This is a genomic window from Pseudarthrobacter sp. lyk4-40-TYG-27 (genome assembly GCF_030209295.1).
Taxonomy (GTDB): domain Bacteria; phylum Actinomycetota; class Actinomycetes; order Actinomycetales; family Micrococcaceae; genus Arthrobacter.
The window spans coordinates 33,346-57,965 of the sequence record NZ_JARVSH010000010.1 but is presented as its reverse complement, the minus strand read 5'-3'; the positions used below and the strand labels follow the sequence as shown (position 1 = coordinate 57,965).

General features: G+C 67.0%; 22 protein-coding genes. 9 read left to right on the top strand and 13 right to left on the bottom strand.

The features are described 5' to 3' along the window. The first annotated feature begins 85 nt into the window (after positions 1-85). Both QRM96_RS17375 and QRM96_RS17370 read left to right on the top strand, forming a co-directional pair. Positions 86-385 (top strand): type II toxin-antitoxin system VapB family antitoxin, encoded by a 300-nt coding sequence (locus QRM96_RS17375; RefSeq protein ID WP_026264985.1) that lies wholly within the window; start codon positions 86-88, stop codon positions 383-385. Further along, a complete protein-coding gene (locus QRM96_RS17370) occupies positions 378-1,052 on the top strand; it encodes a LytR C-terminal domain-containing protein (protein WP_285320430.1) in 675 nt (224 codons plus the stop codon). Before QRM96_RS17375 ends, QRM96_RS17370 begins: the two co-directional genes overlap by 8 nt. A 22-nt stretch (positions 1,053-1,074) precedes the next feature. Here QRM96_RS17370 and QRM96_RS17365 read toward each other — a convergent pair whose 3' ends face one another. Both QRM96_RS17365 and QRM96_RS17360 read right to left on the bottom strand, forming a co-directional pair. Further along, positions 1,075-1,725, bottom strand: coding sequence for a TetR/AcrR family transcriptional regulator (locus tag QRM96_RS17365; RefSeq protein ID WP_133831112.1), 651 nt, complete (start codon positions 1,723-1,725; stop codon positions 1,075-1,077). A 35-nt stretch (positions 1,726-1,760) separates the two neighbouring features. Continuing rightward, a complete protein-coding gene (locus QRM96_RS17360; RefSeq protein WP_285320429.1) occupies positions 1,761-2,459 on the bottom strand; it encodes a DsbA family oxidoreductase in 699 nt (232 codons plus the stop codon). A gap of 215 nt (positions 2,460-2,674) precedes the next feature. Between QRM96_RS17360 and QRM96_RS17355 the strand changes: the two genes are divergently transcribed. Beyond that, the gene (locus QRM96_RS17355; RefSeq protein ID WP_285320428.1) at positions 2,675-3,745 is read left to right on the top strand and encodes a glycosyltransferase family 4 protein; all 1,071 of its coding nucleotides are present in this window, start codon (positions 2,675-2,677) and stop codon (positions 3,743-3,745) included. 46 nt (positions 3,746-3,791) lie between these two features. Next, the gene (locus QRM96_RS17350; protein ID WP_285320427.1) at positions 3,792-5,960 is read left to right on the top strand and encodes an amylo-alpha-1,6-glucosidase; all 2,169 of its coding nucleotides are present in this window, start codon (positions 3,792-3,794) and stop codon (positions 5,958-5,960) included. On the opposite strand, the gene QRM96_RS17345 is transcribed toward QRM96_RS17350, so the two are convergent. Further along, on the bottom strand, positions 5,957-6,490 hold the full coding sequence (locus QRM96_RS17345) for a GNAT family N-acetyltransferase (protein WP_285320426.1): 534 nt from the start codon (positions 6,488-6,490) through the stop codon (positions 5,957-5,959). The genes QRM96_RS17350 and QRM96_RS17345 overlap by 4 nt on opposite strands. Before the next feature lie 13 nt (positions 6,491-6,503). Beyond that, entirely contained in the window at positions 6,504-7,463 is a 960-nt protein-coding gene (locus tag QRM96_RS17340) for a D-2-hydroxyacid dehydrogenase family protein (RefSeq protein ID WP_285320425.1), read from the bottom strand. Between the two features lie 143 nt (positions 7,464-7,606). Between QRM96_RS17340 and QRM96_RS17335 the strand changes: the two genes are divergently transcribed. Then, a complete protein-coding gene (locus tag QRM96_RS17335) occupies positions 7,607-8,809 on the top strand; it encodes an MFS transporter (protein ID WP_133831106.1) in 1,203 nt (400 codons plus the stop codon). Positions 8,810-9,037: 228 nt separating this feature from the next. On the opposite strand, the gene aceB is transcribed toward QRM96_RS17335, so the two are convergent. Next, positions 9,038-10,690: a malate synthase A gene (gene aceB, locus QRM96_RS17330; protein ID WP_285320424.1), complete on the bottom strand. Its 1,653-nt coding sequence runs from the start codon at positions 10,688-10,690 to the stop codon at positions 9,038-9,040. 218 nt (positions 10,691-10,908) lie between these two features. Then, positions 10,909-12,237, bottom strand: a complete 1,329-nt coding sequence (aceA, locus tag QRM96_RS17325; protein ID WP_285320423.1) for an isocitrate lyase — start codon at positions 12,235-12,237, stop codon at positions 10,909-10,911. Positions 12,238-12,386: 149 nt separating this feature from the next. Here aceA and QRM96_RS17320 point away from each other — a divergent pair, with 149 nt between their 5' ends. Beyond that, positions 12,387-13,898 (top strand): helix-turn-helix transcriptional regulator, encoded by a 1,512-nt coding sequence (locus QRM96_RS17320; protein ID WP_133831104.1) that lies wholly within the window; start codon positions 12,387-12,389, stop codon positions 13,896-13,898. A gap of 143 nt (positions 13,899-14,041) precedes the next feature. Here the strand turns inward: QRM96_RS17320 and QRM96_RS17315 are convergent, their stop codons facing one another. From QRM96_RS17315 to QRM96_RS17305, 3 genes are read right to left on the bottom strand one after another with little or no spacing between them, the layout of a single operon-like run. Continuing rightward, a complete protein-coding gene (locus tag QRM96_RS17315) occupies positions 14,042-15,046 on the bottom strand; it encodes a TAXI family TRAP transporter solute-binding subunit (RefSeq protein ID WP_285320422.1) in 1,005 nt (334 codons plus the stop codon). Then, on the bottom strand, positions 15,039-16,487 hold the full coding sequence (locus QRM96_RS17310) for a sensor histidine kinase (protein ID WP_285320421.1): 1,449 nt from the start codon (positions 16,485-16,487) through the stop codon (positions 15,039-15,041). The genes QRM96_RS17315 and QRM96_RS17310 overlap by 8 nt, the downstream gene beginning before the upstream one ends. Beyond that, positions 16,484-17,152 carry a response regulator transcription factor gene (locus QRM96_RS17305; RefSeq protein ID WP_285320420.1) on the bottom strand — a complete coding sequence of 223 codons (669 nt, stop codon included), beginning with the start codon at positions 17,150-17,152 and terminating at the stop codon, positions 16,484-16,486. The genes QRM96_RS17310 and QRM96_RS17305 overlap by 4 nt, the downstream gene beginning before the upstream one ends. 252 nt (positions 17,153-17,404) lie before the next feature. Here QRM96_RS17305 and QRM96_RS17300 point away from each other — a divergent pair, with 252 nt between their 5' ends. Next, positions 17,405-18,799 carry an MFS transporter gene (locus QRM96_RS17300; protein WP_285320419.1) on the top strand — a complete coding sequence of 465 codons (1,395 nt, stop codon included), beginning with the start codon at positions 17,405-17,407 and terminating at the stop codon, positions 18,797-18,799. Positions 18,800-18,892: 93 nt separating this feature from the next. On the opposite strand, the gene QRM96_RS17295 is transcribed toward QRM96_RS17300, so the two are convergent. Next, entirely contained in the window at positions 18,893-19,198 is a 306-nt protein-coding gene (locus QRM96_RS17295; RefSeq protein WP_285320418.1) for a hypothetical protein, read from the bottom strand. A 99-nt stretch (positions 19,199-19,297) separates the two neighbouring features. Here QRM96_RS17295 and QRM96_RS17290 point away from each other — a divergent pair, with 99 nt between their 5' ends. Together QRM96_RS17290 and QRM96_RS17285 are read left to right on the top strand one after the other, a co-directional pair. Continuing rightward, positions 19,298-19,912: a TetR/AcrR family transcriptional regulator gene (locus tag QRM96_RS17290; protein ID WP_018763764.1), complete on the top strand. Its 615-nt coding sequence runs from the start codon at positions 19,298-19,300 to the stop codon at positions 19,910-19,912. Between the two features lie 100 nt (positions 19,913-20,012). After that, a complete protein-coding gene (locus tag QRM96_RS17285; protein ID WP_285320417.1) occupies positions 20,013-21,761 on the top strand; it encodes a pyruvate dehydrogenase in 1,749 nt (582 codons plus the stop codon). Between the two features lie 94 nt (positions 21,762-21,855). On the opposite strand, the gene QRM96_RS17280 is transcribed toward QRM96_RS17285, so the two are convergent. The 3 genes from QRM96_RS17280 to QRM96_RS17270 form a co-directional block, all read right to left on the bottom strand. After that, the gene (locus QRM96_RS17280) at positions 21,856-22,713 is read right to left on the bottom strand and encodes a hydroxymethylpyrimidine/phosphomethylpyrimidine kinase (protein WP_285320416.1); all 858 of its coding nucleotides are present in this window, start codon (positions 22,711-22,713) and stop codon (positions 21,856-21,858) included. Between the two features lie 154 nt (positions 22,714-22,867). After that, positions 22,868-23,779: a TIGR01777 family oxidoreductase gene (locus QRM96_RS17275; protein WP_285320415.1), complete on the bottom strand. Its 912-nt coding sequence runs from the start codon at positions 23,777-23,779 to the stop codon at positions 22,868-22,870. Positions 23,780-23,805: 26 nt separating this feature from the next. After that, the gene (locus QRM96_RS17270) at positions 23,806-24,462 is read right to left on the bottom strand and encodes a TetR/AcrR family transcriptional regulator (RefSeq protein WP_109045896.1); all 657 of its coding nucleotides are present in this window, start codon (positions 24,460-24,462) and stop codon (positions 23,806-23,808) included. Positions 24,463-24,620: the final 158 nt, after the last annotated feature.

Genomic DNA, 24,620 nt, shown 5'->3' with positions numbered 1-24,620 from the left:
GACGGATGGTCACTGTTTGGCTACAACCTGGCGCCGGTCCGCCCTGATGCTTTCGCTGGGGCGGCGCGGTGCCTACTGTTGCATGGTGATATTCAAAGCTGTGGGCGAGGGCCGCCCTTACCCCGACCATGGTTACAGCACCCCGAAGCAGTGGGCGTCGCTGCCGCCGCGGCCGGTCCGGCTGGACGAACTGGTGACCACCAAGCGCACGCTGGACCTGGAGGCCTTGCTGGCCGAAGATTCCACATTCTTCGGTGACTTGTTCCCGCACGTGGTGCAATACCAGGGAACCCTTTACCTGGAGGACGGCCTGCACCGCGCGGTCCGTACGGCACTGCACCAGCGCACGGCGATCCACGCCCGGGTCCTGGTGCTCGATGGCTAGCCGCCGGCCGAAGGACCCCAGCGTCCTGCACGGCCACCGTGTGGTGTCCGGCGCTGAGCTGCGGGCAGCGATGGAAGCGGCCAAGGACGCCGACGAAACGGCCCGGGTCCGTCGCCGCGTGCTCCACGGCGTGGTCCTGGTCCTGCTGGTTGGGATGATCGCCGCGGCCATCATCGTTGCCCTCGCCATCATTAACGGGCGGCTGAAGGTTCCCACGGCCGAGCCCAGCCAGAAGCCGGTGTCTTCATGCCCCACTGCGGTGTTCGACTACACGCCCAACGACAAGGTCAGCCTGAACGTCTATAACTCCACCACCCGGGCCGGCCTGGCCCGCTCCGTGGCGGATGAATTCCTGGCGCGGAAGTTCGCGGTGGGCAATGTGTCGAACGTCAATGCCGGCTACCGGGGCGTTGCTGCAGTGGTCTCAGGCGCGGCCGGGCAGGCTGCCGCCTTCACGGTGCAGCGCAATGTACCGGGGTCCGACTACTTCCAGGACAGCAGGACCGACGCCAGCGTGGACGTCATCCTGGCCCATGATTTCGCAGCGCTCGTCCCGGCGGATGTGGTGGACCAAACCCCTGGGACCCTGGGCTGCCCCAGGGAAAGCCGCCGCATTGCCGATGCCAACAAGCTTCCGGTAACCCCGGCCGCCGTGCCGGCGCGCTGACCACGGCCGCGCTGACCACGGCTCAGCCGGCCGCCGCCGGAAGGCCGGCCACGCGCAGGGGCCGCCCTTCGTCGTCGAACCTTGCTCCCGCCCCCAGCTGGATGAACCGCACCGTCCGGGCCACGCGCGCTTCCAGTTCGGCAGGCTCGTCGCTGCCCCTGGCGGCGCTGGAGGACAGCGTGCCCAGGATCAGCTGGGACTGTTGCCCCACGTCCGCCACCGGCAGGTAGCCCTGCTCCATGCCGTCACGCAGGATGCCCTGCAGCAGGGTGCTGAGCTCGCTGACATGGTCGGAGAGTTTCGCGAAGGACGACGGCGACAGCACAGCCCCCATGGCCGGTCCGGGCGGGAGGTGGCGGCGGCTGAGGTCAACCACCTGGGCGCGGACGTAGAGGGCCAGCCGCTCCACCGGGTTCTCCAGGCGGCCCAGTGAATCGCGCAGGTCCGAGAGGAACTTTTCCGTCTCCTCCAGCGCGTAGGAAATCAACAGTTCCTCGATGTCCGCGTAGTAGTTGTAGACGGCGGTCCGGCCCACGCCTGCGTGCCGGGCCACGTCCGTCATGGTCAACCCGGGAAGGCCGTGGGTGAAAAGGAGTTCGCCGAAGGCTGTGAGGATACGGCGCTGCGTATCAGCGCGTTGTTCGGCGTTGCTGGCCGCTGAAATCCTGGGCATACAGACACTTTACCGCGATGTGTCAGTAAACGGCGCTAGATTGCGCAGCCATCCGGACCGCAGGCCCCGGCCTCCGCGGCATCGACCAACACCAACGGGTTGGCTTCCTGCCACGCCTGGTTAAGCGCGCGCGTGAACGTTTCCGCCGGCTGGGCGCCGGACAGGCCGAACTTGCGGTCAATGACAAAGAAGGGGACACCACTGATGCCCAGGGACTGGCCTTCCTGGAAATCGGACCGCACCGCGTCCGAGTACTTGTCCGTGGTGAACAGTTCGTCCACCTCGTCCTCCGGCAAGCCAAGCTCCCGGCCCAGTCCTGCCAGGTATTCCCGGCTGCCAATGTCTTTGCCGTGCTCGAAATGGTCGCTGAGGAGGCGCTCCTTGGCGGCATCCTGCTTGCCGTGGACGGCAGCGAGGTGGATCAGCCGGTGGGCCGTGAAACTGTTGGCCACCACCACCTTGTCGAAGGCGTAGTTGAGGCCCTCGTCCTTGGCCTGCTGTGCCACGTGCTCGAACATCTGCGAGACCTGCTGGGCCGGCATCCCCTTGCGGCTGCTCAGGTATTCCAGTTCAGTGCCATCGAAGTGCTCCGGCAGCCCAGGATCCAGCTGGTAGCTCCGCCACACCACATCAACAGAATCACGGTGCGGGAAGGATGCCAGGGCGGCCTCAAAGCGGCGTTTGCCGATGAAGCACCACGGGCAGGCGACGTCGGACCAGATCTCAATCTTCATGGCCTGCATAACCGGCCGGCAGGGGCCGCCATTCCGGCACCTGCCATGAGATCCGCCACATTGGGTCTTGTGGCAGCGGCCGTCGTGGGCAATAGTCGGATCAGGTGGTCATGCAGCGGCCCTCGGAATCGAAGACTCATCGGGTGCAAGAGCGCATCCGGTGTAATTTTGCCCGGCCTGCTGGGGAGCCCGGCCTGTAACCTGGGAGGCCAGGAATGCGGATTGGACTTGTCTCAGGGCCGTGGATCCCGGTCCCGCCGGCAACCTACGGAGGCACGGAAAGGGTGGTGGACGCCCTTGCCCGGGGCTTCGCCGCCGCCGGGCACGAGGTCCTGCTGGCGGCACCGCTCGAGAGTACGTGCCCGGTTAGGCTCGTTCCGGGGATGCGGGCCGCCGAGTACGAAGGACTCGGCACCAGCATCAGCGAACTCAGCCATGTTGTCAGGGCTTACGAGGGACTGCAGGACGTCGACATCATCCACGACCACACCATGGCGGGGCCCCTCTACCTGCACCGGCCGGCCGGGGTCCCGGTGGCCACCACCATCCACGGGCCCATCCACGCCCAAGCGGCGGATATCTACCGCGCCGTTGCCCGGCGTGGTGCCGTGATCGCCATCTCCAAGGACCAGGCGTCGCACGCCCCCGCTGTTCCCGTCACCCGGATCATCCACCACGGGGTGGACCTCTCCGCCGTGCCCGTGGGGACCGGCAGCGGGGGCTACCTGTGTTTCGTTGGCCGCTCGTGTCCGGACAAGGGACTCCTTGAGGCCATCACCATCGCCAGGCAGGTTGGAATGCACCTCAAAATTGCGGTCAAGATGCGCGAACCGGAGGAGGTCCGCTTTTTCCGGGAAGTCATTGAACCAATCCTGGGCCCCAACGAGGACTTCGTCGGGGAAGTGGACGATGCCGCCAAATACCGGTTGGTTGGCGGTGCAACGGCGTTCCTGAACCCTATCCAGTGGTCCGAACCGTTCGGCCTGGTGATGATCGAGGCGCTCGCTACCGGCACCCCGGTGATTGGGACGCTCATCGGAGCGGCTCCGGAAATTGTGGAGCACGGCCGGACGGGATTCCTGGGAAAAACCGAGGAACTGGCCGGCTTTGTGGCGGCCGCGGCCGGGCTGGACAGGGCTGTGTGCCGGCAAGCCGTGGAAGAGCGCTTCAGCGCCGCCCGTATGGTTGCCGACCACCTGGAGCTTTACGCCGAACTCATAGAAGGGAGGATGCCCTCAGGGGTTCCGCAGGTTCCCCGGGTGCACCAGAATTTATTGGGGGCCTGAATGCTTCCCGATCCAGGGGGCATCTGCCGGAGAAGGGAGCCTTTCCATGACCGCCTGGAACGAAGACAACGAGGCAGCAGTATCCGATTCGGGATCGGTCACGGTCTTGGAGGGATCGTCGTTCTGCATCTCCTCCGGCACGGGCGACATCAGTCCTGACGCCGGAACCAACGGAGTCTTCTTCCAGGACACGCGGATCATCTCGCGCTGGATGCTCAGGATCAACGGCGCATTGCGCGAACCATTGTCAGCCCAACGCCCGCAACCGTTCGAGGCCACGTTCGTGGGCCGCGCCAAATGGCCCGGCGGCAGGTTTGACAGCCCCCTGGTGGTCCGCCAGGTCCGCCACATCGGCCCGGGGCTGCAGGACGACATTTCCCTTGAAAACTATGCGGCCGAACCGGTGGAGTGCGAGATCGAGCTGCTCGTCGACGCCGACCAGGCAGACCTCTTCGAAGTAAAGGGCGGCCGTACCAGCGGCCTGGACGATACCACCCGGGCCATCACGGACGGGAGGCTGGTCATCGAAGCATCACGGCACGGCCAGCAACGAGGGACCGCCGTCGGCGCACGGGGGGCGGAGGTCAGTACGGACGGGCTGCGGTTCCATGTCACTGTTCCGGCACGGGGCAAATGGAGCACCAGCGTCATAGTGGTGCCCTTGGTCAACGGTGAGGCACCGGAGGAACCCTTCAAGGAGGGGCGGCTTCCGCACCACCGGGAAGGGGTTCGCCGGCACCTGGACTGGGAGGAAGGCGTTCCGCGGATCAGCATCGAGGACTCCAGCTTCCAGAACGTGCTCAACCGGAGCCAGAGCGACCTTGGTGCCCTGCGCATCTTTGATGCCCACCATCCCAACCGGGCTGCGGTGGCGGCCGGGGCGCCCTGGTTCATGGCCCTGTTCGGCCGGGATTCGCTGCTGACCTCCTACATGAGCCTGATGGTCAACCCCAACCTCGCCTTGGGCACGCTCCAAACCTTGGCCGGGATCCAGGGTAAGAAAGTGGACGTGGATTCCGAAGAGGAACCTGGCCGCATCCCGCATGAGGTCCGGCTCGGCGTCACTGCCGGCCTGTCCCTGGGAGGGACGGCGTACTACGGCACCGCCGACGCCACCCCCCTTTTCGTCTCCACCCTGGGGGAGCTAAGCCGGTGGGGCCTTTCCCGGGACGCGATCCAGCCCCTGCTGCCACACGCCGACCGGGCGCTGGAATGGATCGAAAAATACGGCGACCGGGACGGCGACGGTTTCGTGGAATACCTCCGGCCCAACGACCACGGCCTGGTGAACCAAGGCTGGAAGGACTCCTGGGACGGGATCAATTTCGCCGACGGAACCATCGCCGAAGCCCCGATCGCCCTCTGTGAAGTCCAGGCGTATGTCTACTCCGCGTACCTTGGCAGGTCCCTGCTGGCCCACTGGAGCGGCGATTCCGCCCTCGAAAAGCACTGGGCAGACAAGGCAGCCGCCTTCAAAGAGGAGTTCAACAAGAAGTTCTGGCTGCCGGACAAGGGCTACTACGCGGTGGCGCTGGACAAGGACAAACGGCCCGTCGATGCGCTGACCTCGAACATCGGCCACTGCCTCTGGACGGGCGTCGTGGACGAAGACAAAGCCGTGTCCGTCATGGAGAACCTGATGTCCCCGCAGATGTTCACCGGCTGGGGCATCCGCACGCTGGCGTCCGACATGGGCGCCTACAACCCGGTCAGCTACCACAACGGCTCGGTGTGGCCCCACGACACGGCACTGGTGGCCACCGGGCTGATGCGCTACGGGTTCGTGGACGAGGCCAAGCGGGTGGCCTCCGGGATCCTCGACGCCGCCCGGCATTTCGACGGGCGGCTGCCGGAGCTGTTCTGCGGGTTCGACCGTGGCGAATACCCTGGCCCGGTTCCGTATCCCACCGCGTGCTCGCCGCAGGCCTGGGCCGCGGCGGCGCCCGTGCAACTGGCACGGATCCTGTTGCGGTTCGACCCCGTCTTCACCCGCGGGGTGGTGCACCTGGCACCGATCCTGCCGGAGTCGGTGGGCACGTTCCGGGCCGAAAATGTCCTGCTGGACGGAAGCCGGGTGACCATCAAAGCCACCGGAACCACCGGCACCATTGAAGGCCTTCCGCCGGGACTGAAGCTGCTGGCCGAGCCCCGGCCGCCGCTGGCCTACCCGTTGGAAGGGGCGGCGGCGGGCCTTGGCGCCCGCAGGCTCCCCTAAGGGAGGGGGCGTTCCAGCACGAAGTCGTGTTCCACCGTGCTGCCCAGCCGGAAGGACTTGGTTCCCACCTTGCGGAAACCCGACTTCCCATAAAAGCGGATGGCCCGGGCGTTCTGGCTGTTGACGCCCAGCCAGGCGCCCGCCGCACCGGTTGCGGCGGCTGCCTCAAGGCTGGCGTGCATGAGCTCGGCGGCGGCGCCCAACCCGTGGTAGTCAGGGTGGACGTAGCACTTGCTGATCTCCACGGACGGGACCAGCGTCAGCGCGGAGGAAACGTCCGGGTCCGCGGCGGGCCGGTCCACCAGCAGGCTGTAGCCGGTGAGCGGGCCGTCGGCATCGATGACCAGGATAGTGATGTCCGGGTCAGCGAGGTAGCGCGTGAAGTGTGCTTCGCTGAGCGTGTTGGCCAGGTGCGCGGTGATGTCGGACGGTGACGACGACGGCGGGCAGGCAAGCGGAAAGGTGACGGCTGCCAGCTCGGCCAGCGGGCCGGCGTCGTCCGCTGTTGCCCTGCGGATGCTGTGGGTCATGGGGCCTTCCGGCTCAGTCGGTGATGGTGCGGATGGGGGAGCCGGCCAGCCAGGCGGTGATGTCCTCCACGGCTCCGCCGTAGAACTGCCGGTAGCTTTCCTGCGTGACGTAGCCCAGGTGGGGCGAGAGTACCGTGTTGGGGGCGGCCAGGAGCGGGTGCCCGGCCGGCAGCGGTTCCTGGTCGAAGACGTCCAGGGCCGCGCCGCGGATCCAGCCCTCGGCCAGGGCCCTGAGGAGTGCGTCCTGGTCAACCAGGGGACCCCGCGCCGTGTTCACGAGGATGCCTTCGGGGCCGAGCAGCCGCAGTTCCTCCTCGCCCACGATGTTTTCGGAGCGCGGGGAGAGCCGCAGGTGGAGGGTTGCGACATCGGCGAGGGTGAACAGTTCCGCCTTCGAGACCAGGCGCCCGCCGGCGTCGGCCGCGGCCTCCGCCGTCAGGTTCGGGCTCCACGCCACCACGTCCATCCCGAAGGCCCGGCCGTACGCCGCTACCCGGCGGCCGATCTTGCCCAGCCCCACGATGCCAAGGGTCTTCCCTGCCAGCTCGAAGCCCACCGTGGACTGCCAGCCGCCGGCGCGCAGCGAGTGGTCCTCGGCCGGCAGGTGCCGTGCGATGGCCAGCAGCAAGGCCCAAGTCAGTTCCGGGGCGGCAGTGGGTGAGCCGGGCGTGCCGCACACGGTAACTCCGTGCTCGGCCGCCGCCGCGACGTCGATCGAGGCGTTGGCCATGCCGGTGGTCACCAGCAGCTGCAGGGCGGGAAGTTGCTCAAACACCTCACGCGGGAACGCGGTCCGCTCGCGCATGGCGATCACCATCGTGGTGCCTGCCAACGCCGAGACCAGGGCGTCGCGGGAGGCGAAGGGTTCCCGGTACGAGGTGATGGTGACGCCCGCAGCCTCCAAGGCCGCGAAGTCGGCGAAGCCGTGGGCCACGTCCTGGTAGTCATCAAGGATGGCAAGCCGGTGCGTCATGGGTGTCCTTTGCGGTGTCCAGTCGTCCACAGTCACGTTCATCGTATGGCAGGGCCGCGCAGGCGGTCGCCTGGAGTTCCGGGCTCGCGCGGCGTGATAGCAATGAGGGTGATGAATCAAAGCCCATTCCCCATGTTGTCCCTGTGAGCGCCGGCGTCCTTTCCCGCGTGCCCAAGAGCTGGATCCTGCTGGCCTGCATCGGCCTGCTGGCCCTGAACCTGCGGGGCCCCTTCGTGGCGGTCGCGCCCCTGGTGGACCTCATGCAGGCCGAATTGCACTTCTCGCCGGTCATGCTGGGGCTGCTGACGAGTATCCCGGTGCTCTGCTTCTCGCTTGCTGCTCCATTGGCCTCTCTGGCGGCGCGGAGGTTCGGGGCAGAGTTCGCCGTCACGCTGACCATCCTGGGTGTCCTTGCCGGCGTGGTGGTCCGTTCCGCGGGCGGCCCGGTGCTGGTGGTGGCCGGTACCGTGCTCATCGGGGTGGCCATCACGGTGGGAAACATTGCGGTGCCCCTGATCATCCGCCGCGATTTCGCACCGCGCCGGCAGGGGACCGCCATGGGGATCTACACGGCGGCATTGAACATCGGGTCCTTCCTGACCTCGGTGGCCATGGCCCCGCTGGCAGCGGTCACCGGGTGGCGGCTTGCGCTCGCCGCCGTCGCTGTCCTTGCGGTCGCCGCCATTGTGGTGTGGGTCCTGGCGGTGGGGCCGCGCACGGCATTCCTGGTGTCGGATCCGGATGAGGCCTCGGGTGGGGACGGGCAGCGGGCGACGGCGCGCAGTTCCGGCTGGACAACGTTCGGGCTGACCGCGGGCTTCGGCGGCCAGGCGTTCTCCTACTACGGCGTCACCGCCTGGCTGCCCAGCTACCTGCACGACGAACTGGGGATGAATGCCGCGCAGGCCGGTGCCGCGTCCTCGATCTTCCAGATCCTGGCGATCGTGGGCGGCCTTGGCGTTCCCTTTGCGGCCAAATACATGAGTACGACGGCGGTGGCGGTCACCTTGGGGACGTTGTGGCTTGCCGTTCCCGTAGGGCTCCTGGTCCTGCCGCAGCTGTGGTGGCTGTGGTCCACGTCCGGCGGCATCGCCCAGGGCGGCGGCATCACCCTGATCTTCATCGCCGTGATCAAGCTGGCGCGCGACCAGGCCTCCGCCGGCCGGATGTCCGCAACGGTCCAGGGCCTTGGCTATTGCCTCGCTGCCGTTGCCCCTCCGCTGGTGGGCTTCGTCCACGACACGTCCGGCTCGTGGACGCCGGCCCTGCTGGTCATCCTGGCCTCCGTACTGACCTTCTTCGCCAGCACCACCCTGTCCGTGCGGAAGGTGCCGAAGGGGCGCTAAGGCCGCGTCCGCCGTCGGACGTTCCGCCACCCCGACGCCCGCTCACTTCTTGCATCAAACGGCGGAACGCCCGCTCACTTTCTTGGGGAAAGTGAGCGGGCGTTCCGGGTTTTCCTGCAACAAGTGAGCGGGGGTGTGAGGGGTGCTCCGTCGCCGGGCCGGCGCCCCGGATTTCGGGGGGCCTGTTGCGGAGGGCGTGCCGGCCCGGCAGACGGAAGTTGTGGTGGTTCAGGCCGCGGCCAGCTCCTCGACGGTGGCCTTTTCGCGGGCTTCCGTGAGGTAGCGGGCGTAGGCGGGGAGGGTGAGGAAGGACGGGAACTCGCGGCTGAGCGTTACTTCTTCGAAGATGTCCCGGGCGTCCTCGAAGCGGTCGCCGTCGAAGCGTTCCAGCCGGGCGAATTCCTCGTCCAGGAGTTCTTCCACCCATTCGTGGCTGATGATCTCGCCCTGGTCAGTGATGGCGCGGGCGTAGATCCACTGCCAGAGCTGCGACCGTGAGATCTCCGCGGTGGCGGCGTCCTCCATCAGGTTGTGGATGGCTACGGCGCCGTTGCCGCGGAGCCAGGACTCGATGTAGCGGATGCCCACCTCGATGTTGTTCCGGATGCCCTGCTCGGTGATGGTGCCGGTGGTGGCAGCGACGTTAATCAGGGCGCGGTCATCGGGGGTGACGTCCTCGCGGAGCCGGTCCAGCTGGTTGGGCTTGCTGCCGAGGACGCCGTCAAACACTTCGCGGCAGACGGGCACCAGGTCGGGGTGGGCCACCCAGGAACCGTCGAACCCGTCGTTGGCCTCGCGGGTCTTGTCCGCACGCACCTTCTCGAGGGCGTTGGCGTTGGCTTCCGGGTCCTTGCGGTTGGGAACGGCTGCGGCCATGCCGCCGATGGCCATGGCACCGCGCTTGTGGCAGGCCCGGACCAGCTGTTCGGTGTAGGCACGCATGAACGGCTGGGTCATGGTCACCTGGCCGCGGTCCGGGAGGACGAAGCGCGGGCCGCGGGTACGGAAGTTCTTGATCAGGGAGAAGATGTAGTCCCAGCGGCCGGCGTTCAGGCCCGAGGCGTGGTCGCGGAGTTCGTAGAGGATCTCCTCCATCTCGAACGCTGCCGTGATGGTTTCGATCAGCACGGTGGCTCGGATGGTGCCCTGCGGGATGCCGAGCAGGTCCTGGGCCAGGATGAAGATGTCGTTCCACAGCCGGGCTTCCAGGTGGTTCTCGATCTTGGGCAGGTAGAAGTAGGGGCCCTTGCCCTGGGCGAGCAGGCGGCGGGCGTTGTGGAAGAAGAACAGGCCAAAGTCCACGATGCCGCCGGCGATGGGCTGGCCGTCGATCAGCATGTGCTTTTCCGGCAGGTGCCAGCCGCGGGGACGGACCACGATGGTGGGCAGGTCGCCGTCCGCCTTCAGCTTGTAGTCCTTGCCTTCTTCGGTGGTGAAGTCGATCCGGCGCTCCAGCGCGTCGGTGAGGTTCAGCTGGCCCTTGATGACGTTCCGCCAGGTGGGGGTGGAAGAGTCCTCCATGTCGGCGAGCCACACCTTCGCTCCCGAGTTCAGGGCGTTGATGGTCATCTTCTTGTCCACCGGGCCCGTGATCTCGACGCGGCGGTCCTCCAGGCCGGGTGCCGGGGGAGCCACCCGCCAGGACGGATCATTACGGATGTGCTCGGTCTCCCTCAGGAAGCGCGGGTCCGTTCCGGCGGCAATGTCGGCCCGCCGCGCGCGCCGTGCCTGCAGCAGCTCCTGGCGCCGCTCAGCGGTGGCCCGGTGCAGCTTGGCAATGAAGGAGAGGGCATCCGGCGTCAGCACCTCGTCCTGCCGGCAAATGGGCTGGGCGGTCAAGGTAATGCCATTGATCGTGAAGCTGTCAGTGAAGCTGTTCATTTCAGTCTCCTTAAAGACGAAAGGGAAGTTCGACGGCGGGTAGCAGCAGGGTGGCGACTGAGGCACGAGGCCGAGGAGCCGGTGTCGCGGCAGCCTGCGTAAAAGGGGCCCTGCGTCCGGCCTCGGCGAGTTCTACGAGCCCAAGGCCGGACGTGGGGAATAGCAGGCAGAGACGATGCCGGTCCGAAGGCCGGACGGAAGCGCCGCCGTCGTAAGCGTTAGTGGAACTGGCCCTCTTCGGTCGATCCGACCAGGGCGAGGGTGGAGGCGTTGGGGTTGAGCGCCGTGGAGATGGTGTCGAAGTAGCCGGTGCCGACTTCGCGCTGGTGCTTGGTTGCGGTGTAGCCGCGGGATTCGGAGGCGAATTCCTTCTCCTGGAGTTCGACGTAGGCGCTCATGCCTTCACGGGCGTAGCCGTGGGCGAGGTCGAACATCGAGTAGTTCAGGGCGTGGAAGCCGGCCAGGGTGATGAACTGGAACGTGAAGCCCATGGCGCCGAGTTCGCGCTGGAACTTGGCGATGGTGGCGTCATCCAGGTGCTTGCGCCAGTTGAACGACGGCGAGCAGTTGTAGGAGAGCATCTGGTCCGGGAACTCGGCCTTGACGGATTCGGCGAACTTGCGGGCCAGCTCCAGGTCCGGGGTGCCGGTCTCCATCCAGATGAGGTCGGAGTACGGGGCGTAGGCCTTGGCGCGGGCGATGCAGGGTTCGATGCCGTTGCGGACCTTGTAGAAGCCCTCGGCGGTGCGCTCGCCGGTGATGAACTCCTGGTCCCGCTCGTCGACGTCGGAGGTGATCAGGGTGGCTGCCTCGGCGTCGGTGCGGGCAATGACGACCGTGGGGGTGCCGGCGACGTCGGCTGCCAGGCGGGCCGCGTTCAGGGTGCGGACGTGCTGCTGGGTGGGGATCAGCACCTTGCCGCCGAGGTGGCCGCACTTCTTCTCCGAGGCAAGCTGGTCCTCCCAGTGAACGCCGGCCGCGCCGGCCTGGATCATGGATTTCATGAGTTCGTAGGCGTTCAGCGGGCCGCCGAAGCCGGCTTCGGCGTCCGCGACGATCGGGACCAGCCAGTCCTCGACGGTCTGGATGCCCTCGGAGAACTCGATCTGGTCGGCGCGGAGCAGGGCGTTATTGATGCGGCGGACCACGGTGGGAACGGAGTTGGCCGGGTAGAGCGACTGGTCCGGGTAGGTGTGGCCGGAGTTGTTGGCGTCCGCGGCCACCTGCCAGCCGGAGAGGTAGATGGCGCGCAGGCCTGCCTTGACCTGCTGCACGGCCTGGTTGCCCGTGAGGGCACCTAGGGCGTTCGTGTAGCCGCCGGTCTCGTGCTCCTCGGTGAGCTGCTTCCACAGCTTCTCCGAACCACGGCGGGCCAGGGTGTGCTCTTCGGAGACACGTCCCCGGAGACGGACGACGTCGGAGGCTGAGTAGTCCCGGGTCACACCTTCCCAGCGGGGGTTGGCGGCCCACTCGAGCTCCAGGGCGGCGGCCTGCTGAGTTGTGTCCTGGCCGGACGGCTGCTGGGTGGGCTCAAATGCTGCAGTCATCGTTGATCTCCTTGATTGAGCTCCGGATGGAGTAGGTGGGAACCTCGCCGTTGAGGCTCCCACCGGCTTATCCGGTGCGGTGTTTCTTTCCGTGACAACTACTTTTCAGCACTTTCAACGCCCTTTCTAGATGAAAACTATGGAAAGAAATGCACTTCTTCCCGTATTCTTCAGAAATGTCGCCTTCAAGCTGGAACAGGGACGTTTCCCAGACGCCCTCCACCGCCGCCCCGGAACTGGACGTCATCGCCCTGGGACGCCGCGTCCGCCACCTGCGCAAACAAGCCGGCCTGACGCTCGATGACCTGAGCGCCGCCGTCGGCACCGCTCCCAGCCAGCTCAGCCTGATTGAAAACGGCAAGCGGGAGCCCAAGCTGACGCTGCTTCAACACCTCGCAGGGGCGCTCAATGTCAGCATTGACCAACTGCTCGGCGCCGAGCCGCCCAGCCGCCGGGCCGCCCTGGAAATCGAGCTGGAACGGTACCAGCGCGGACCGCTGTACGAGTCGCTGGATCTGCCCAAAATCCGCATCAGTTCGCGGCTGCCGCTGGATGTGCTGGAGGCCCAAGTGGGGCTGCTGCACGAGCTCGAACGGAAGATGAACGAGCAGGTGGCCACCCCCGAGGAAGCCCGCCGCGCCAACGGGGAACTGCGGGCCATGATGCGGGAACGCGGGAACTACTTTCCGGAGTATGAGGCCGAGGCCCAAAAGGTCCTCAAGGAGGTTGGCTACACCACCGGTCCGCTGAGCCAGCACGTCATCGCAGACATCGCCGCGCACCTCGGTTTCACCCTGCACCATGTAGGTGATCTGCCGCATTCCACCCGGTCCGTGACGGATTTGAAGAACCGCAGAATTTACCTGACCCAGAGCCAGCGGCAGGACCACGATCCCCGCTCGGTGCTGCTGCAGGCGCTGGGCCACTACGTCCTGGGCCATGAAACGCCCAAGAACTACGGCGACTTCCTGGCCCAGCGGGTGGCCACCAACTACTTCGCGGCCGCCCTGCTCCTGCCCGAACAGGCCACGGTGGAATTTCTGCAAAAAGCCAAAGCTGCCAAGGAAATCGCGGTGGAGGACATCCGGGACGCGTTCGCTGTGTCCTACGAGACCGCCGCGCACCGGTTCACCAACTTGGCCACCAAGCACCTGGGCATCACCACGCATTTCCAGAAAACGCACCAAAGCGGGATCATCTACAAGGCCTACGAGAACGACGGCGTGAACTTCCCCCAGGACCACACCGGCGCCATCGAGGGGCAACCGTCGTGCAAGGCGTGGACATCGCGGGCGGTGTTCGACGTGCCGGACAAGTTCAGCGCGTACAGCCAGTACACCGACACGCCGTCGGGCACGTATTGGTGCACGGCCCGCACGGAGCGCTCCGCCGCCGGGGAGTTCTCCCTGAGCATTGGGGTGCCCTACCAGCACGTGAAGTGGTTCCGCGGGCGCGAGACCACGGCCCGGGCCACCTCCAACTGCCCGGATCCGACCTGCTGCAAGCGTCCGCCTGCCGAACTGACCAACCAGTGGGCCGGCAATGCCTGGCCGTCGGCGCGTGCCCACTCACACCTGTTGGCCGCCATGCCGCCCGGCGCCTTCCCGGGCGTGGACGAAACCGAGGTGTACAGCTTCCTGCAGGCCCACTCCGGGAGTTGACACGCACGCCCGCTCACGTCTTGCGGCTATCCCAGCAACGCCCGCTCACATCTTGCCAAAGAAGTGAGCGGGCGTCGGGGGTTTTCCGGTCGAAAGTGAGCGGGCGTTGGGGGTTTTCCGGTCGGAAGTGAGCGGGCGTTGGGTCAGCCGTGCAGGGTCCGGTAGGCATCGGCCGCGGCGGGATGCAGGGGGACGCCGGCGGTATTGATGAGGCTTTCGGCGCTAAGGAACTGCACCCCCAGGCTGGACTGTGGAATGAGTTCGCCGGCGTTATGCACCAGCAGTTGCACCGTCCGCTCCACCGTGGCGTTGTCCAGGTCCCGGCGGCACAGGAGCAAATTGGGTGCGCCCACCGTCCACACGGCCGGGATGCCGGGGTAGCTGCCTTCGGGGATGAGGACACGGTCATAGATGCCGCCGTACCGCCGTCGCAGTTCGGGCAGCAGGCCGGAGAGGTCCAGCAGCCCCAGCGCCACGTCCAGCTGGGCTGCGGCGATGGCGGCCGTCGGCACGCCACCGGACCAGAACAACGCATCCACGGCACCCGCCTTCAGGGCGGCAATACCGTCGTTCAGGCCAAGATTTTCGACGGCGGCGGTCCCGGCTGTGGGCGCTGCGGCAGTTGCCGAGGCACCCAGGCCGGCCGCTTCAAGGAGCCTGGGGGTGGTGAGGGAAGTACCGGATCCCGGCTGTCCCACGGCAACCCGGCGCCCGGCAAGCCCGGAGACATCCCGGATCCCACTGTCCTTGCGCACCACGCAGTGGACGTAGTTTTCGTAGACCTTCCCGATCGCTGCGATCTCTGGCGCATTCCCGCTGGATTTGTCCCCGGCAGCGTCCGCGAGGGCCACGGCAAACGCGGCGCGCCCGGCTCGGAGTTCGGCAATGTTGTCCAGGCTCCCGCCGGTGGCTACGGCACGGGCATGGTTGGCCACGCCGTGACGCTCCAGGGCCGCCGCCAGGAGCGTCGAGAACTCGAGGTAGAAGCCGCCCGGTTCGCCGCCCGCCACAATGAGCCTCTCCGGCCGGTCCCCGCCGGTGCAGGCACTGAGGGCGGGCGGCAGCACGGTTGCAAGTCCGACGGCGGTGGCCCACGCCACGACGGACCGGCGGGACGGGTGCGGTGCGGGGATGGAAACGCTAGGCACGGGTACCACCGCCGGGCATCGCATCCGGGGCGGCATTCGAGTAGGCGTGGAACTCGATCCGGGCCGTCAATCCGTGGGGGACTGCTTCGGCCAGCACCAGCCGGGCCCCGTTCGCGGCGGCAAGCTCACCCACGATGGTCATACCCAGCCCGGTCCCCGGAACCGAGGAGTGCCGGGGGGACCGCCAAAACCTGGTGGCAGCCGAGGCGCGTTCGGACGCCGAAAGCCCCGGGCCGTCGTCGGAAATTTCCACCACAACCGCGTCCATCTCCGTCCGCACGGCAGCGGTGACGGTGGCCCCGGGCGCGTACTTGAAGGCGTTGCCGAGGAGTTCGTCCAGCATCTGGGCCAGCTCGGCGGCCCGGCACGCAATCAGGGCCGCAGGATGGGGTGCCGGCACGAGCACCAGGCGGCACCCGGCCTGGTCCGCCAGGGGTGCCGCCCTTTCGATTTCCCCCTGAAGGACGGGGAACGGGTCGACGGGCGGGGCGGCCGCATGGTCTGCGGGAGAGCCAGATGCCCGCAGGTACCCTTCCGAGGCCCGGTGCTCCGCGGCGGCAAGTTTCAAAACCCCGTCAAGGATGTCCTCCACCCGCTCAAGCTCCGCCACGGCCCGGTCCGCTGCGTCGTGTTCGCGGGCGGATTTCAGCTCAAGCTGGAGCAGGTCCAGCCGCAGCCGGAGTGCGCCCACGGGGTTGCGCAGCTGGTGGGACGTGTCCGCGATCAGCTGCCGTTGCGCTTCCATGCTGGCGCTCACGGTCCTGGCCATCGCCGTGAACGACCGGCTCAGTTCCCGCAGCTCCGGGGGACCTTCCTCCGGAAGCCGCTCGGTGCGCCCGGTCCGTTCCAGCTCGTGCACCGCCGAATCAAGCCGGAGGACGGGCCGCAGCACCCAGCCGGTGACCCTGGCCGCCCCCAGCAGCAGCACTGCTGCCAGCGCCAGGGCGGCAACGCCCACTCCGAGCCAGCGCTGCTGGAGCTTCTGCCGGGCCGTCTCCGCGTGGACGTCCAGGACCACGGCACCGAGCACCTGGCTGGCGCTGCCAAAGGGCCGGAATATGACGTGCGACCCCGCGCCGAAGGGCTCCAGCGGTTCCAGGGACGTGTTGCTCACGTTCAGCCGGGCCATCGACAGCGCGTCCCGCACATCGGGCCGGCCCGCGTCCAGGTCCCCCGAACGCAGCGTGGCCTGCTGGACGCGGACCACCATCCCTTCGCCATACAGCCCGGAATAGGTGTCCATTTCCCGCTGCAGGCGCACGGTGTCGCCGTCGTTGGCGGCGTCAAAGGCCACTTGTGCCAGCCGGTTCAAGGAGGCCGCCCGATTGATCTGCAGCTCCTGGGTCAGCTCCCGGGAGGCGGAGGTCAGGATGGTGCCCGAGATGAGGAAGACCACCACCAGGCACAGCACGCTGAGGACCCCGAGCACCCGCAGCCTCATCCGGCAGCCGCCTCGACGCGGTAGCCCACGCCGCGGACATTGATGATGAATCCCGGCTTGCCGAGTTTTGCCCGCAGCCCGGTGAGGTGCACGTCCAGGGACCGGGACGAGGCCAGGAAGGCGTCACCCCAGAGGGCGTCCAGGATCTGTTCCCTGGTGACCACCGAGCCTGCATGGCTGGCCAGCAAGGCGAGGAGTTCGAATTCCGTGGCGGTCAGCGGCACCGGTTCGCCTGCCCTGGACGCGGTGCGCTTGGCCAGGTCGATCTCCACGTCGCCAAGCACGATCACCTCCTGCGGCGTCCCCCTGCTGCGCCCGGCCCGGCGCGTTACAGCTTCTATCCGGGCCAGCAGTTCCACCAGCTTCACCGGTTTGACCAGGTAGTCGTCCGCGCCGGAGCGGAGCCCGAGCACCACGCTGCGTTCGTCGTCGCGCGCCGTCAAAATCAGGATGGGCACATCGGTGACCTGCCGGAGCTTGCGCAGCACCTCCAGGCCGTCCATGTCCGGAAGCCCCAGGTCCAGCAGGATCACCTGGAAATTCCGGTGGGAGAGCAGCGCGTCAGCGCCCCGGGACAACCGCCGCGGGTGGTGCCCGGCGCTTTCGACGGCGGCCGTGAGCGCGCCGGCCATGGCGTCGTCGTCCTCGACGATCAGCACGTCCATGGCCATCTTCCTTGCCGTGTTTCCAGTGGTTCCAGGTCCAGTTGCCGGTTCATTCCCGCCCCCGTGAGACTACCGCGTGGCGGCAAAATTTGCCCGACGGCGGGAGGTCGGGCAGGGGGAAAGCGGGGCGGCGCGAAACCTAAGGAAGTGTTAGGAAAGTGCGTTCCTCGTTGGTTGTGCGGTGGATCACCCATACCGTGGATGAGGCCCTCCGCCGCAGGAGGCCGAGGTTACTACAGGAGGAACTCACCGATGAGCACCCAACAAGCCGCGCCCCAGTCGGAGGCAGCCCAGACCCGCCGGGCGGTGGGCAACATCCTGAAGGGCTCCGCGGGCAACCTCGTGGAATGGTACGACGTCTACATTTACACGGCGTTCCTGGCGTACTTCCAGCCACACTTCTTCAACTCCAAGGATCCGCTGCAGGGCGCACTGGAAGGCATGGCTGTCTTTGCCGTCACGTTCCTGATGCGGCCCATCGGCAGCTGGTTCTTCGGCAGGTTCGCCGACCGCAAGGGCAGGAAGGCGGCCCTGACGCTGAGCGTGACCATGATGTCCGCGGGCTCATTCTTCATCGCCATCCTGCCCACCAAGGACGTGATCGGCGTCTGGGCGCTGGTCCTGCTGGTGCTGGCGCGCCTGGTCCAGGGCTTCTCGGTGGGTGGCGAATACGGCACCAGCGCCACCTACATGTCGGAGGCGGCCACCGCCAAACGCCGCGGGTTCTTCTCCAGCTTCCAGTACGTCACGCTGATCGGCGGCCAGATGCTGGCACTGCTGGTGCTGGTGGTCCTGCAGAACGTCCTGGACAAGGAGGCCCTGGCCGGGTGGGGCTGGCGCATCCCGTTCGCCATCGGCGGCGTGGCCGCACTGGTCGTGCTGTGGCTGCGGCGTTCCATGGAGGAAACCGTCTCCGCCAGCCAGGTCGAGGCCGCAGCAAACGCCAAGGCATCCGGGGAAGCCCAGCCCGGAACGCTCAGGCTGCTCTTCACCAAGCACTGGAGGGCGCTGCTGATCTGCATCGGCGTCACCCTGGGCGGAACGGTGGCGTTCTACACCTACACCAACTTCATCCTCAGCTTCATGAACACCACCAGCGGCATCGCCAAGGAAACGACCTCGGTCATCAACTTCTGGGCGCTGTTCATCTTCATGCTGCTCCAGCCCGTCTACGGCATCATTTCGGACAGGGTGGGCCGCAAGCCCCTGCTGCTCTGGTTCGGCATCACCGGCGTGCTGTTCACCTGGCCGCTGATGTCCGCGCTCGCCGGGACGAAGGATCCCTTCGTGGCCTTCATGCTGATGATGGGCGGCCTGCTGATCGTGGGCGGCTACACCTCCATCAACGCACTGGTGAAGGCCGAACTGTTCCCGGCTTCCATCCGCGCCCTCGGTGTCGGCCTGGGCTACGCGATCGCGAACTCCCTCTTCGGCGGGACGGTGCCGCTGATCGGTGCCGCGCTGCAGAAGGCCGGACAGGTTGAGCTCCTCTTCACCTACGTCACCGTGGCTATCGGCATCTCGCTGCTGGTCTACATCTTCGCCCTGAAGAACAAGAAGGCCACCCATCTCGATGACGAGCAGGGCCACGCTTGGGAACAAACGCCGGTGGGTGGCGGCAAGGACAAGGATCCGCTCGGCGTCTAGTCCGGGAGGCACCAGGGTGCCTGGTTCCCAAGGAGGCGTACGACGACGGCTGCCAGGCCGTCGTCGTACGCCTCCTTTATGCGCTGGGGGTCCTTAGCGCCGGGCAGTCCGCCGCCGCGCCAGGAAGCCGTGGGCGGCGAACAGGCGGGGCAGTACCACGTACACCGCAGTCGGCACCACCACCATGGTCAGGGCCATCGCCCGGAAGATGGGATGCCAGCTTTCCATCAACGGGGCGGAAGCCATCATTCCGATGGCCACCAGCGGGAAGATGGCCAGCCAGGTGATGGCGGCGCGGACGTGGATGGACGGCGGAATGGGCAGCGCCGCGGGCTCCGGTGGCGTGGGGGTTGTCGAATTGGCAATGGCGGGGGAGGCGGGCTGTGTCACCGTGTCCATGGAAACTCCAACTAGTTAGTTGCTTTTTGTTTGCAATGACAATAAACCGCGGCCTGCAACAATTGCAACTACCTGGTTGGAATTGTGTAGACTTGTGTCATGGCGTGGAACACGGAGCGGACCAAGGAACTGTTGCTCGCTGCTGCCACGGAGGAGTTCAGTGCCAAGGGCCTGGCGGGGGCCCGGGTGGACCGGATCGCAACTGCCGCGGGCGTGAACAAGGAACGCATCTACCAGTACTTCGGCAAGAAGGATGAGCTCTTCGACGCCGTCCTGGCCGCCGAAATGGTCCGGGTCATGACCGAGGTACCCATTAGCGGCAGCGGGCCGGAAGCGTTTGGAGAATACGCCGGCCGCCTCTTTGACCGGCACACCACCGACGGCGTCCTGCCCCGGCTCCTGTTCTGGGAAGGCCTTGAACGCGGCAAGGAAACCGTCAGCCGTGCCACCCGGTCCGACCACTGCGCCATCAAGGTGGGCCAGGTGCTTGACGTCCTGCCCGGGATCGACCGCACGGACGCCGCGGACCTGCTGATCACCGTCATCACCCTCTGCGACGGCTGGCCCGTCCTGCCCCAGATCGACACCCTCCTGGCGGGCAGCGGCCCTGACCGCACCGCCCGGCGTCGTGCGTTCATTGTGCGGACCGCCACCCTGCTCGCCGGCGCGCTCCTCGCGGAGGCGCAGGCAGCGTTGGCAAACGCGCCCGGCTAGCTGCACCACCTCGGCCGCTGGCGGCGGGCGGTCCGCCGGGCGCGGGCGGACTATATTGGGCCATGTCAGCACAGCACCACAAACGCGGGAGTCTGCACTCATGGCCAAGGAACTTGCCACCCAGCTCATCGAACAACTCCAGGCTGCCGGCGTGCAGCGGATCTACGGGATTGTGGGTGACAGCCTCAACCCGATCGTGGACGCCGTCCGGCAAACAGGTGGGGCGGCGAAGGGTGGGATCGACTGGATCCACGTCCGCCATGAGGAAGCCGCCGCCTTTGCCGCAGCCGCCGAAGCCCAGCTCACCGGCAAGCTAGCGGTCTGCGCAGGATCCTGCGGCCCCGGCAACCTGCACCTGATCAACGGCCTGTACGACGCCAACCGGTCCGGGGCGCCCGTGCTGGCCATTGCCTCCCACATCCCCAGCAAGCAGATCGGCAGCAGCTTCTTCCAGGAAACCCACCCGGACCGGCTCTTCAACGAATGTTCGGTGTACTCCGAACTGGTCAGCACCGCCGAGCAGGCGCCGCGGGTCATGCACAGCGCCATCCAGCACGCCGTGGGCCTCGGGGGAGTCGCCGTCGTGACCCTTCCCGGCGACATTGCCGGACTCGAGGCAACGGCACCCACCCCGCTGCCGGCCGCCTTCCGTCCCGCCAGCCTGGTCCCGGATCCGGCCAGCGTCCAAGCGCTCGCGGACGCCATCAACGACGCCGGCAAGGTGGCAATTTTCGCCGGCGCCGGCGTGGAGGGGGCACACGCAGAGCTGATGGCGCTCGCTGAGCTGGCCAAGGCGCCGGTGGGGCACTCACTCCGCGGCAAGGACTTCGTCCAGTACGACAACCCCTTCGACATCGGCATGACCGGCCTGCTCGGCTACGGCGCCGCCGCCGAGGGCATCGAAGACGCCGACCTTCTGATCCTCCTCGGCACGGACTTCCCGTACGACCAGTTCCTGCCCGACACCAGGACCGCGCAGGTGGACCGGGCGGCGCAGCGGCTGGGCCGGCGGACCGACGTCGACATTGCCGTCCACGGCGACGTCCTCCCCACCCTGCGGGCCCTGCTGCCGCTGGTGAAGGCCAAGAAGAGCCGCCGGTTCCTGGACCAGATGCTCAAGAAGCACGACCGGCTGATGAACAAGGCCGTGGGCGCCTACACCCGCAAGGTGGAGAAAAAGCAGCCCATCCACCCGGAGTACGCGGCCTCGCTCCTGGACCAGGTGGCGGCAGAGGACGCCATTTTCACCGCGGACACGGGCATGTGCAACGTCTGGACCGCCCGCTACATCAACCCGCTGGGCACCCGGCGGCTGATCGGGTCCTTCCTGCACGGGTCCATGGCCAACGCCCTGCCGCATGCCATCGGCGCACAGCTGGCCTATCCCGGCCGGCAGGTGGTCTCGGTCTCGGGCGACGGCGGCCTGTCCATGCTGCTGGGGGAGCTGATTACGGTGGCGGCGCACCGGTTGCCGGTCAACGTGGTGGTCTTCAACAACTCCACTCTGGGCATGGTGAAGCTGGAGATGCTGGTGGATGGCCTGCCCGACTTCGGCGTGGACGTGCCGGACGCCAACTACGCCGCCGTGGCCAAGGCCCTGGGGTTCCACGCCGTGCGCGTGACGGATCCGGCACAGATCGAGACGGCGTACCGGGAGGCTTTTGCACACCCCGGTCCCTCCCTGGTGGAGCTGATCACCGATCCCAAAGCGCTGTCCATCCCGCCCAAGATCTCCGGGTCACAGGTGCTGGGGTTCGCCACCGCCATGTCCAAGGTGGTCCTGAACCGGGGAGCGGGCGAGGCCGTGAGCATGGCCCGCAGCAACCTGCGCAACATCCCGCGGCGCTAGGAACACGTCGAGATCGCCGGAAACTCCCGGGTTCGCCGGAAACTCCCGGCGATCTCGAGGGTTTCCGGCGAACCCGGCGCGGGGAGAAGAGGTTCTACCGGGCTCCGCCCTGCCAGAGCGCATCGAACGGGGCGCCCGAGGCTACGCGGTTGCGGATACCGGCGGTGACGAAGTCCTTGGCGGTCCGGGCTGCATCCAATGGCGTGGCGCCCTTGGCCAGCTCCGCGGTCACGGCTGCGGCGAGCGAGCAGCCGGCACCGGAGACGGCAACTTCGCCCACCTTCGGGGCTGTGAGGACTTCCAGGGTCTCACCGTCGTAGAAGACGTCGACGGCGTCCGGGCCTTCCAGCCGCACCCCGCCCTTGGCCAGGACTGCTGCACCGCTGAGTTCGTGGATGCGGACGGCGGCGGCCTTCAGGGACTCGACGTCGGTGATCTCCAGCCCGGACAGGGACTCCGCCTCGAAGTGGTTCGGCGTCACGAAGGTTGCCAGCGGCAGGATCTGGGCTTTCAGGGCCTGGTCCGTGTCCAGCGCATGGCCCGGTTCCTGGCCTTTGCAGATCAGCACCGGATCCAGGACCACGTTGGCGAAGCTGTTTTCCTGCAGCGCGGAGGCCACCGTGCTGATCGTTGCCGGGCTGCCCAGCATGCCGATCTTCACCGTGTCCAGCGCGGACGGTGCGCCGGAGGCCGGACCATACGCCGCCGTCGTCGCCTCCAGCTGGTCAGCGATCACCTGCTGGTCCACCGGCACGAAGCGGTGGTTCCAGCTGTCCTTCGGGTCGAAGGAGACGATGCAGGTCAGGTTCGCGATGCCGAAGACGCCCAGCTCCTGGAATGTCTTCAGGTCGGTCTGGGCGCCGGCACCGCCGGTTGCCTCGGAACCTGCGATGGTGAGGACGACGGCGGGACCGTTGACGGACAGCGTTGCATCAGGGGTAGCGGAAGTCATGCCCCCATCCTGCCACCCGGCGTCGGGCGCTTTCCATGTGGTGACGTACAGGGCATCGGGACGTCATATGGTCAGGAATCCAGCGGTTCAGAGCCTGTCAGCGGGGCGCCGGGCAGGAATGCCCCTGGTCCAAAGGGGACGTGGAGCGGGCGGTTCACGGCCGGGACCGGGCGATCTGCAGCAAGGCCTGCCCCAGCTCCGGCTGGCTGTAAACGAAGCCCGCGTCGAGCAGTTTCTGCGGCTGTACCCACCTGCTCTTCAGAACGAGTTCGGTCTCCGTGCGGATCAGGATGGCGCCTGCCCGAAGGAGCCATCCCGGGGTAGGTATGCCGAAGCGCGCGCCGTAGGCCCGGCGCACCAAGTGCATCATCTCCCGGTTGCTCACCACGTCCGGTGAAGCCACATTTACCGGCCCTGCGATGCCGGTCCGCGCGTGCAGGAAGCGGATGCTGCGGTACAGGTCCTCCACATGGACCCAGCTGAACTTCTGCCAGCCATCACCCATGTGGCCGCCCAGCCCCAGCCGTGCGAGGTTGGCGAACGGAGCCACTGCACCGCCGCCGCGGCCCAGCACGATAGCGATCCGCAGGGGGATCTTCCGGGTTCCCGGTGTGACCGCCGACTCAAGGGCGGCTTCCCAAGCTTTGGCCACGTCCACCGAGAAGCCGGTGCCCAGCTCGCCGTCGAACTCGGACTGGGGACGATCGCGGGCATCGCGGTAGATGGTTCCGGTGCTGGCATTCAGCCAGGTCGACGGCGGCTCCTGGCACCGCGCGATGGCCCGGCCGAGTGCCTTGGTGGTGGACACCCTCGAGTCCATGATCACCCCCTTGTTCCGCTCGCTGTAACGGCACGAGACGGAGCGTCCGGCGAGGTTCACCACCAGTTCGGCGCCGCTGAGCACCCGGGCCATGCCGGCGTCGTCGGCCCATGCTGCCCCGGCACTGCCGGTTCCCTTTCGTCCTATGGTCCGCACCATCCAGCCGTCCTCCTGGAAACGCCGGCGCAGGTAGGTGCCAATGAAGCCCGAAGCGCCTGCCAGTACAACTGTCCTTGCTCTGTCCATCTTTTCCCCAATGGTTGTTGTCTTTCTTATCCGCGGATGCTGCGGCTCAGGTCGAGGACGTCGTCCAGCACCTTGCCGACTCCCGGGATGCGGGCAAGTGCCAGTCCGCGGGCCACCAGTGGAGCCGCTCCGTCCACCAGTTTCCTGGTCCGCCGCTGGCCCTCGGAGGTGTCGTAGACCCAGAACAGGGTGATGCCCATGTAGCAGAGCCAGAGCAGTTCCGGCAGGTCGTCCCGCACCTTCTTCGGTACGGCAGGGCGGGTCCCGTCCACCGTGTTCCTGAAGATATCCAGGGATGCTTCCCGAGCAAGGGTTGAGCCCCCGGAGAACGGGTTCACCGGCGATGTTGGCCGGATGGCGGTGGCCACGAAGTCCGCTCCGAAGCGGTGGTACGGGGCCATGACGTCAAGGCCGGCATGCAATGTGGCCTTCAGCCGCTCAGCGAATCCGGCGGTCCGCTCCAGCGCTTCGGAGGCCAGGGCAGCGTGCTCGGCCTGCACCTGGATGTACAACTCGTGGACAAGATCGTCCTTGGACGCGAAGTAGTAGTAGGCGTTGCCTACGGAAACGCCTGCCTCGGCAGCGATGGCGCGCATGGTGGTCTTCTCGAAGCCGATCTCACGGAACATGCGCAGCGCAGTGTCCGCCACCCGCTGCCGCGTCTGTTCGCTCTTGGCTACCACCGCGTCTCCCCACTCTTGAACGTGTTCAAAAATGAGTGTGACACAAAACTGAACGTGTTCAAAGACTGGTTGGGATCCGATATCCGCTGTGGTCCGGCAACGCCCCGGGTGTGGCGCTCCACGCCGGGTGGGTGTCAGATCGCCGGAAAGATGCCAGG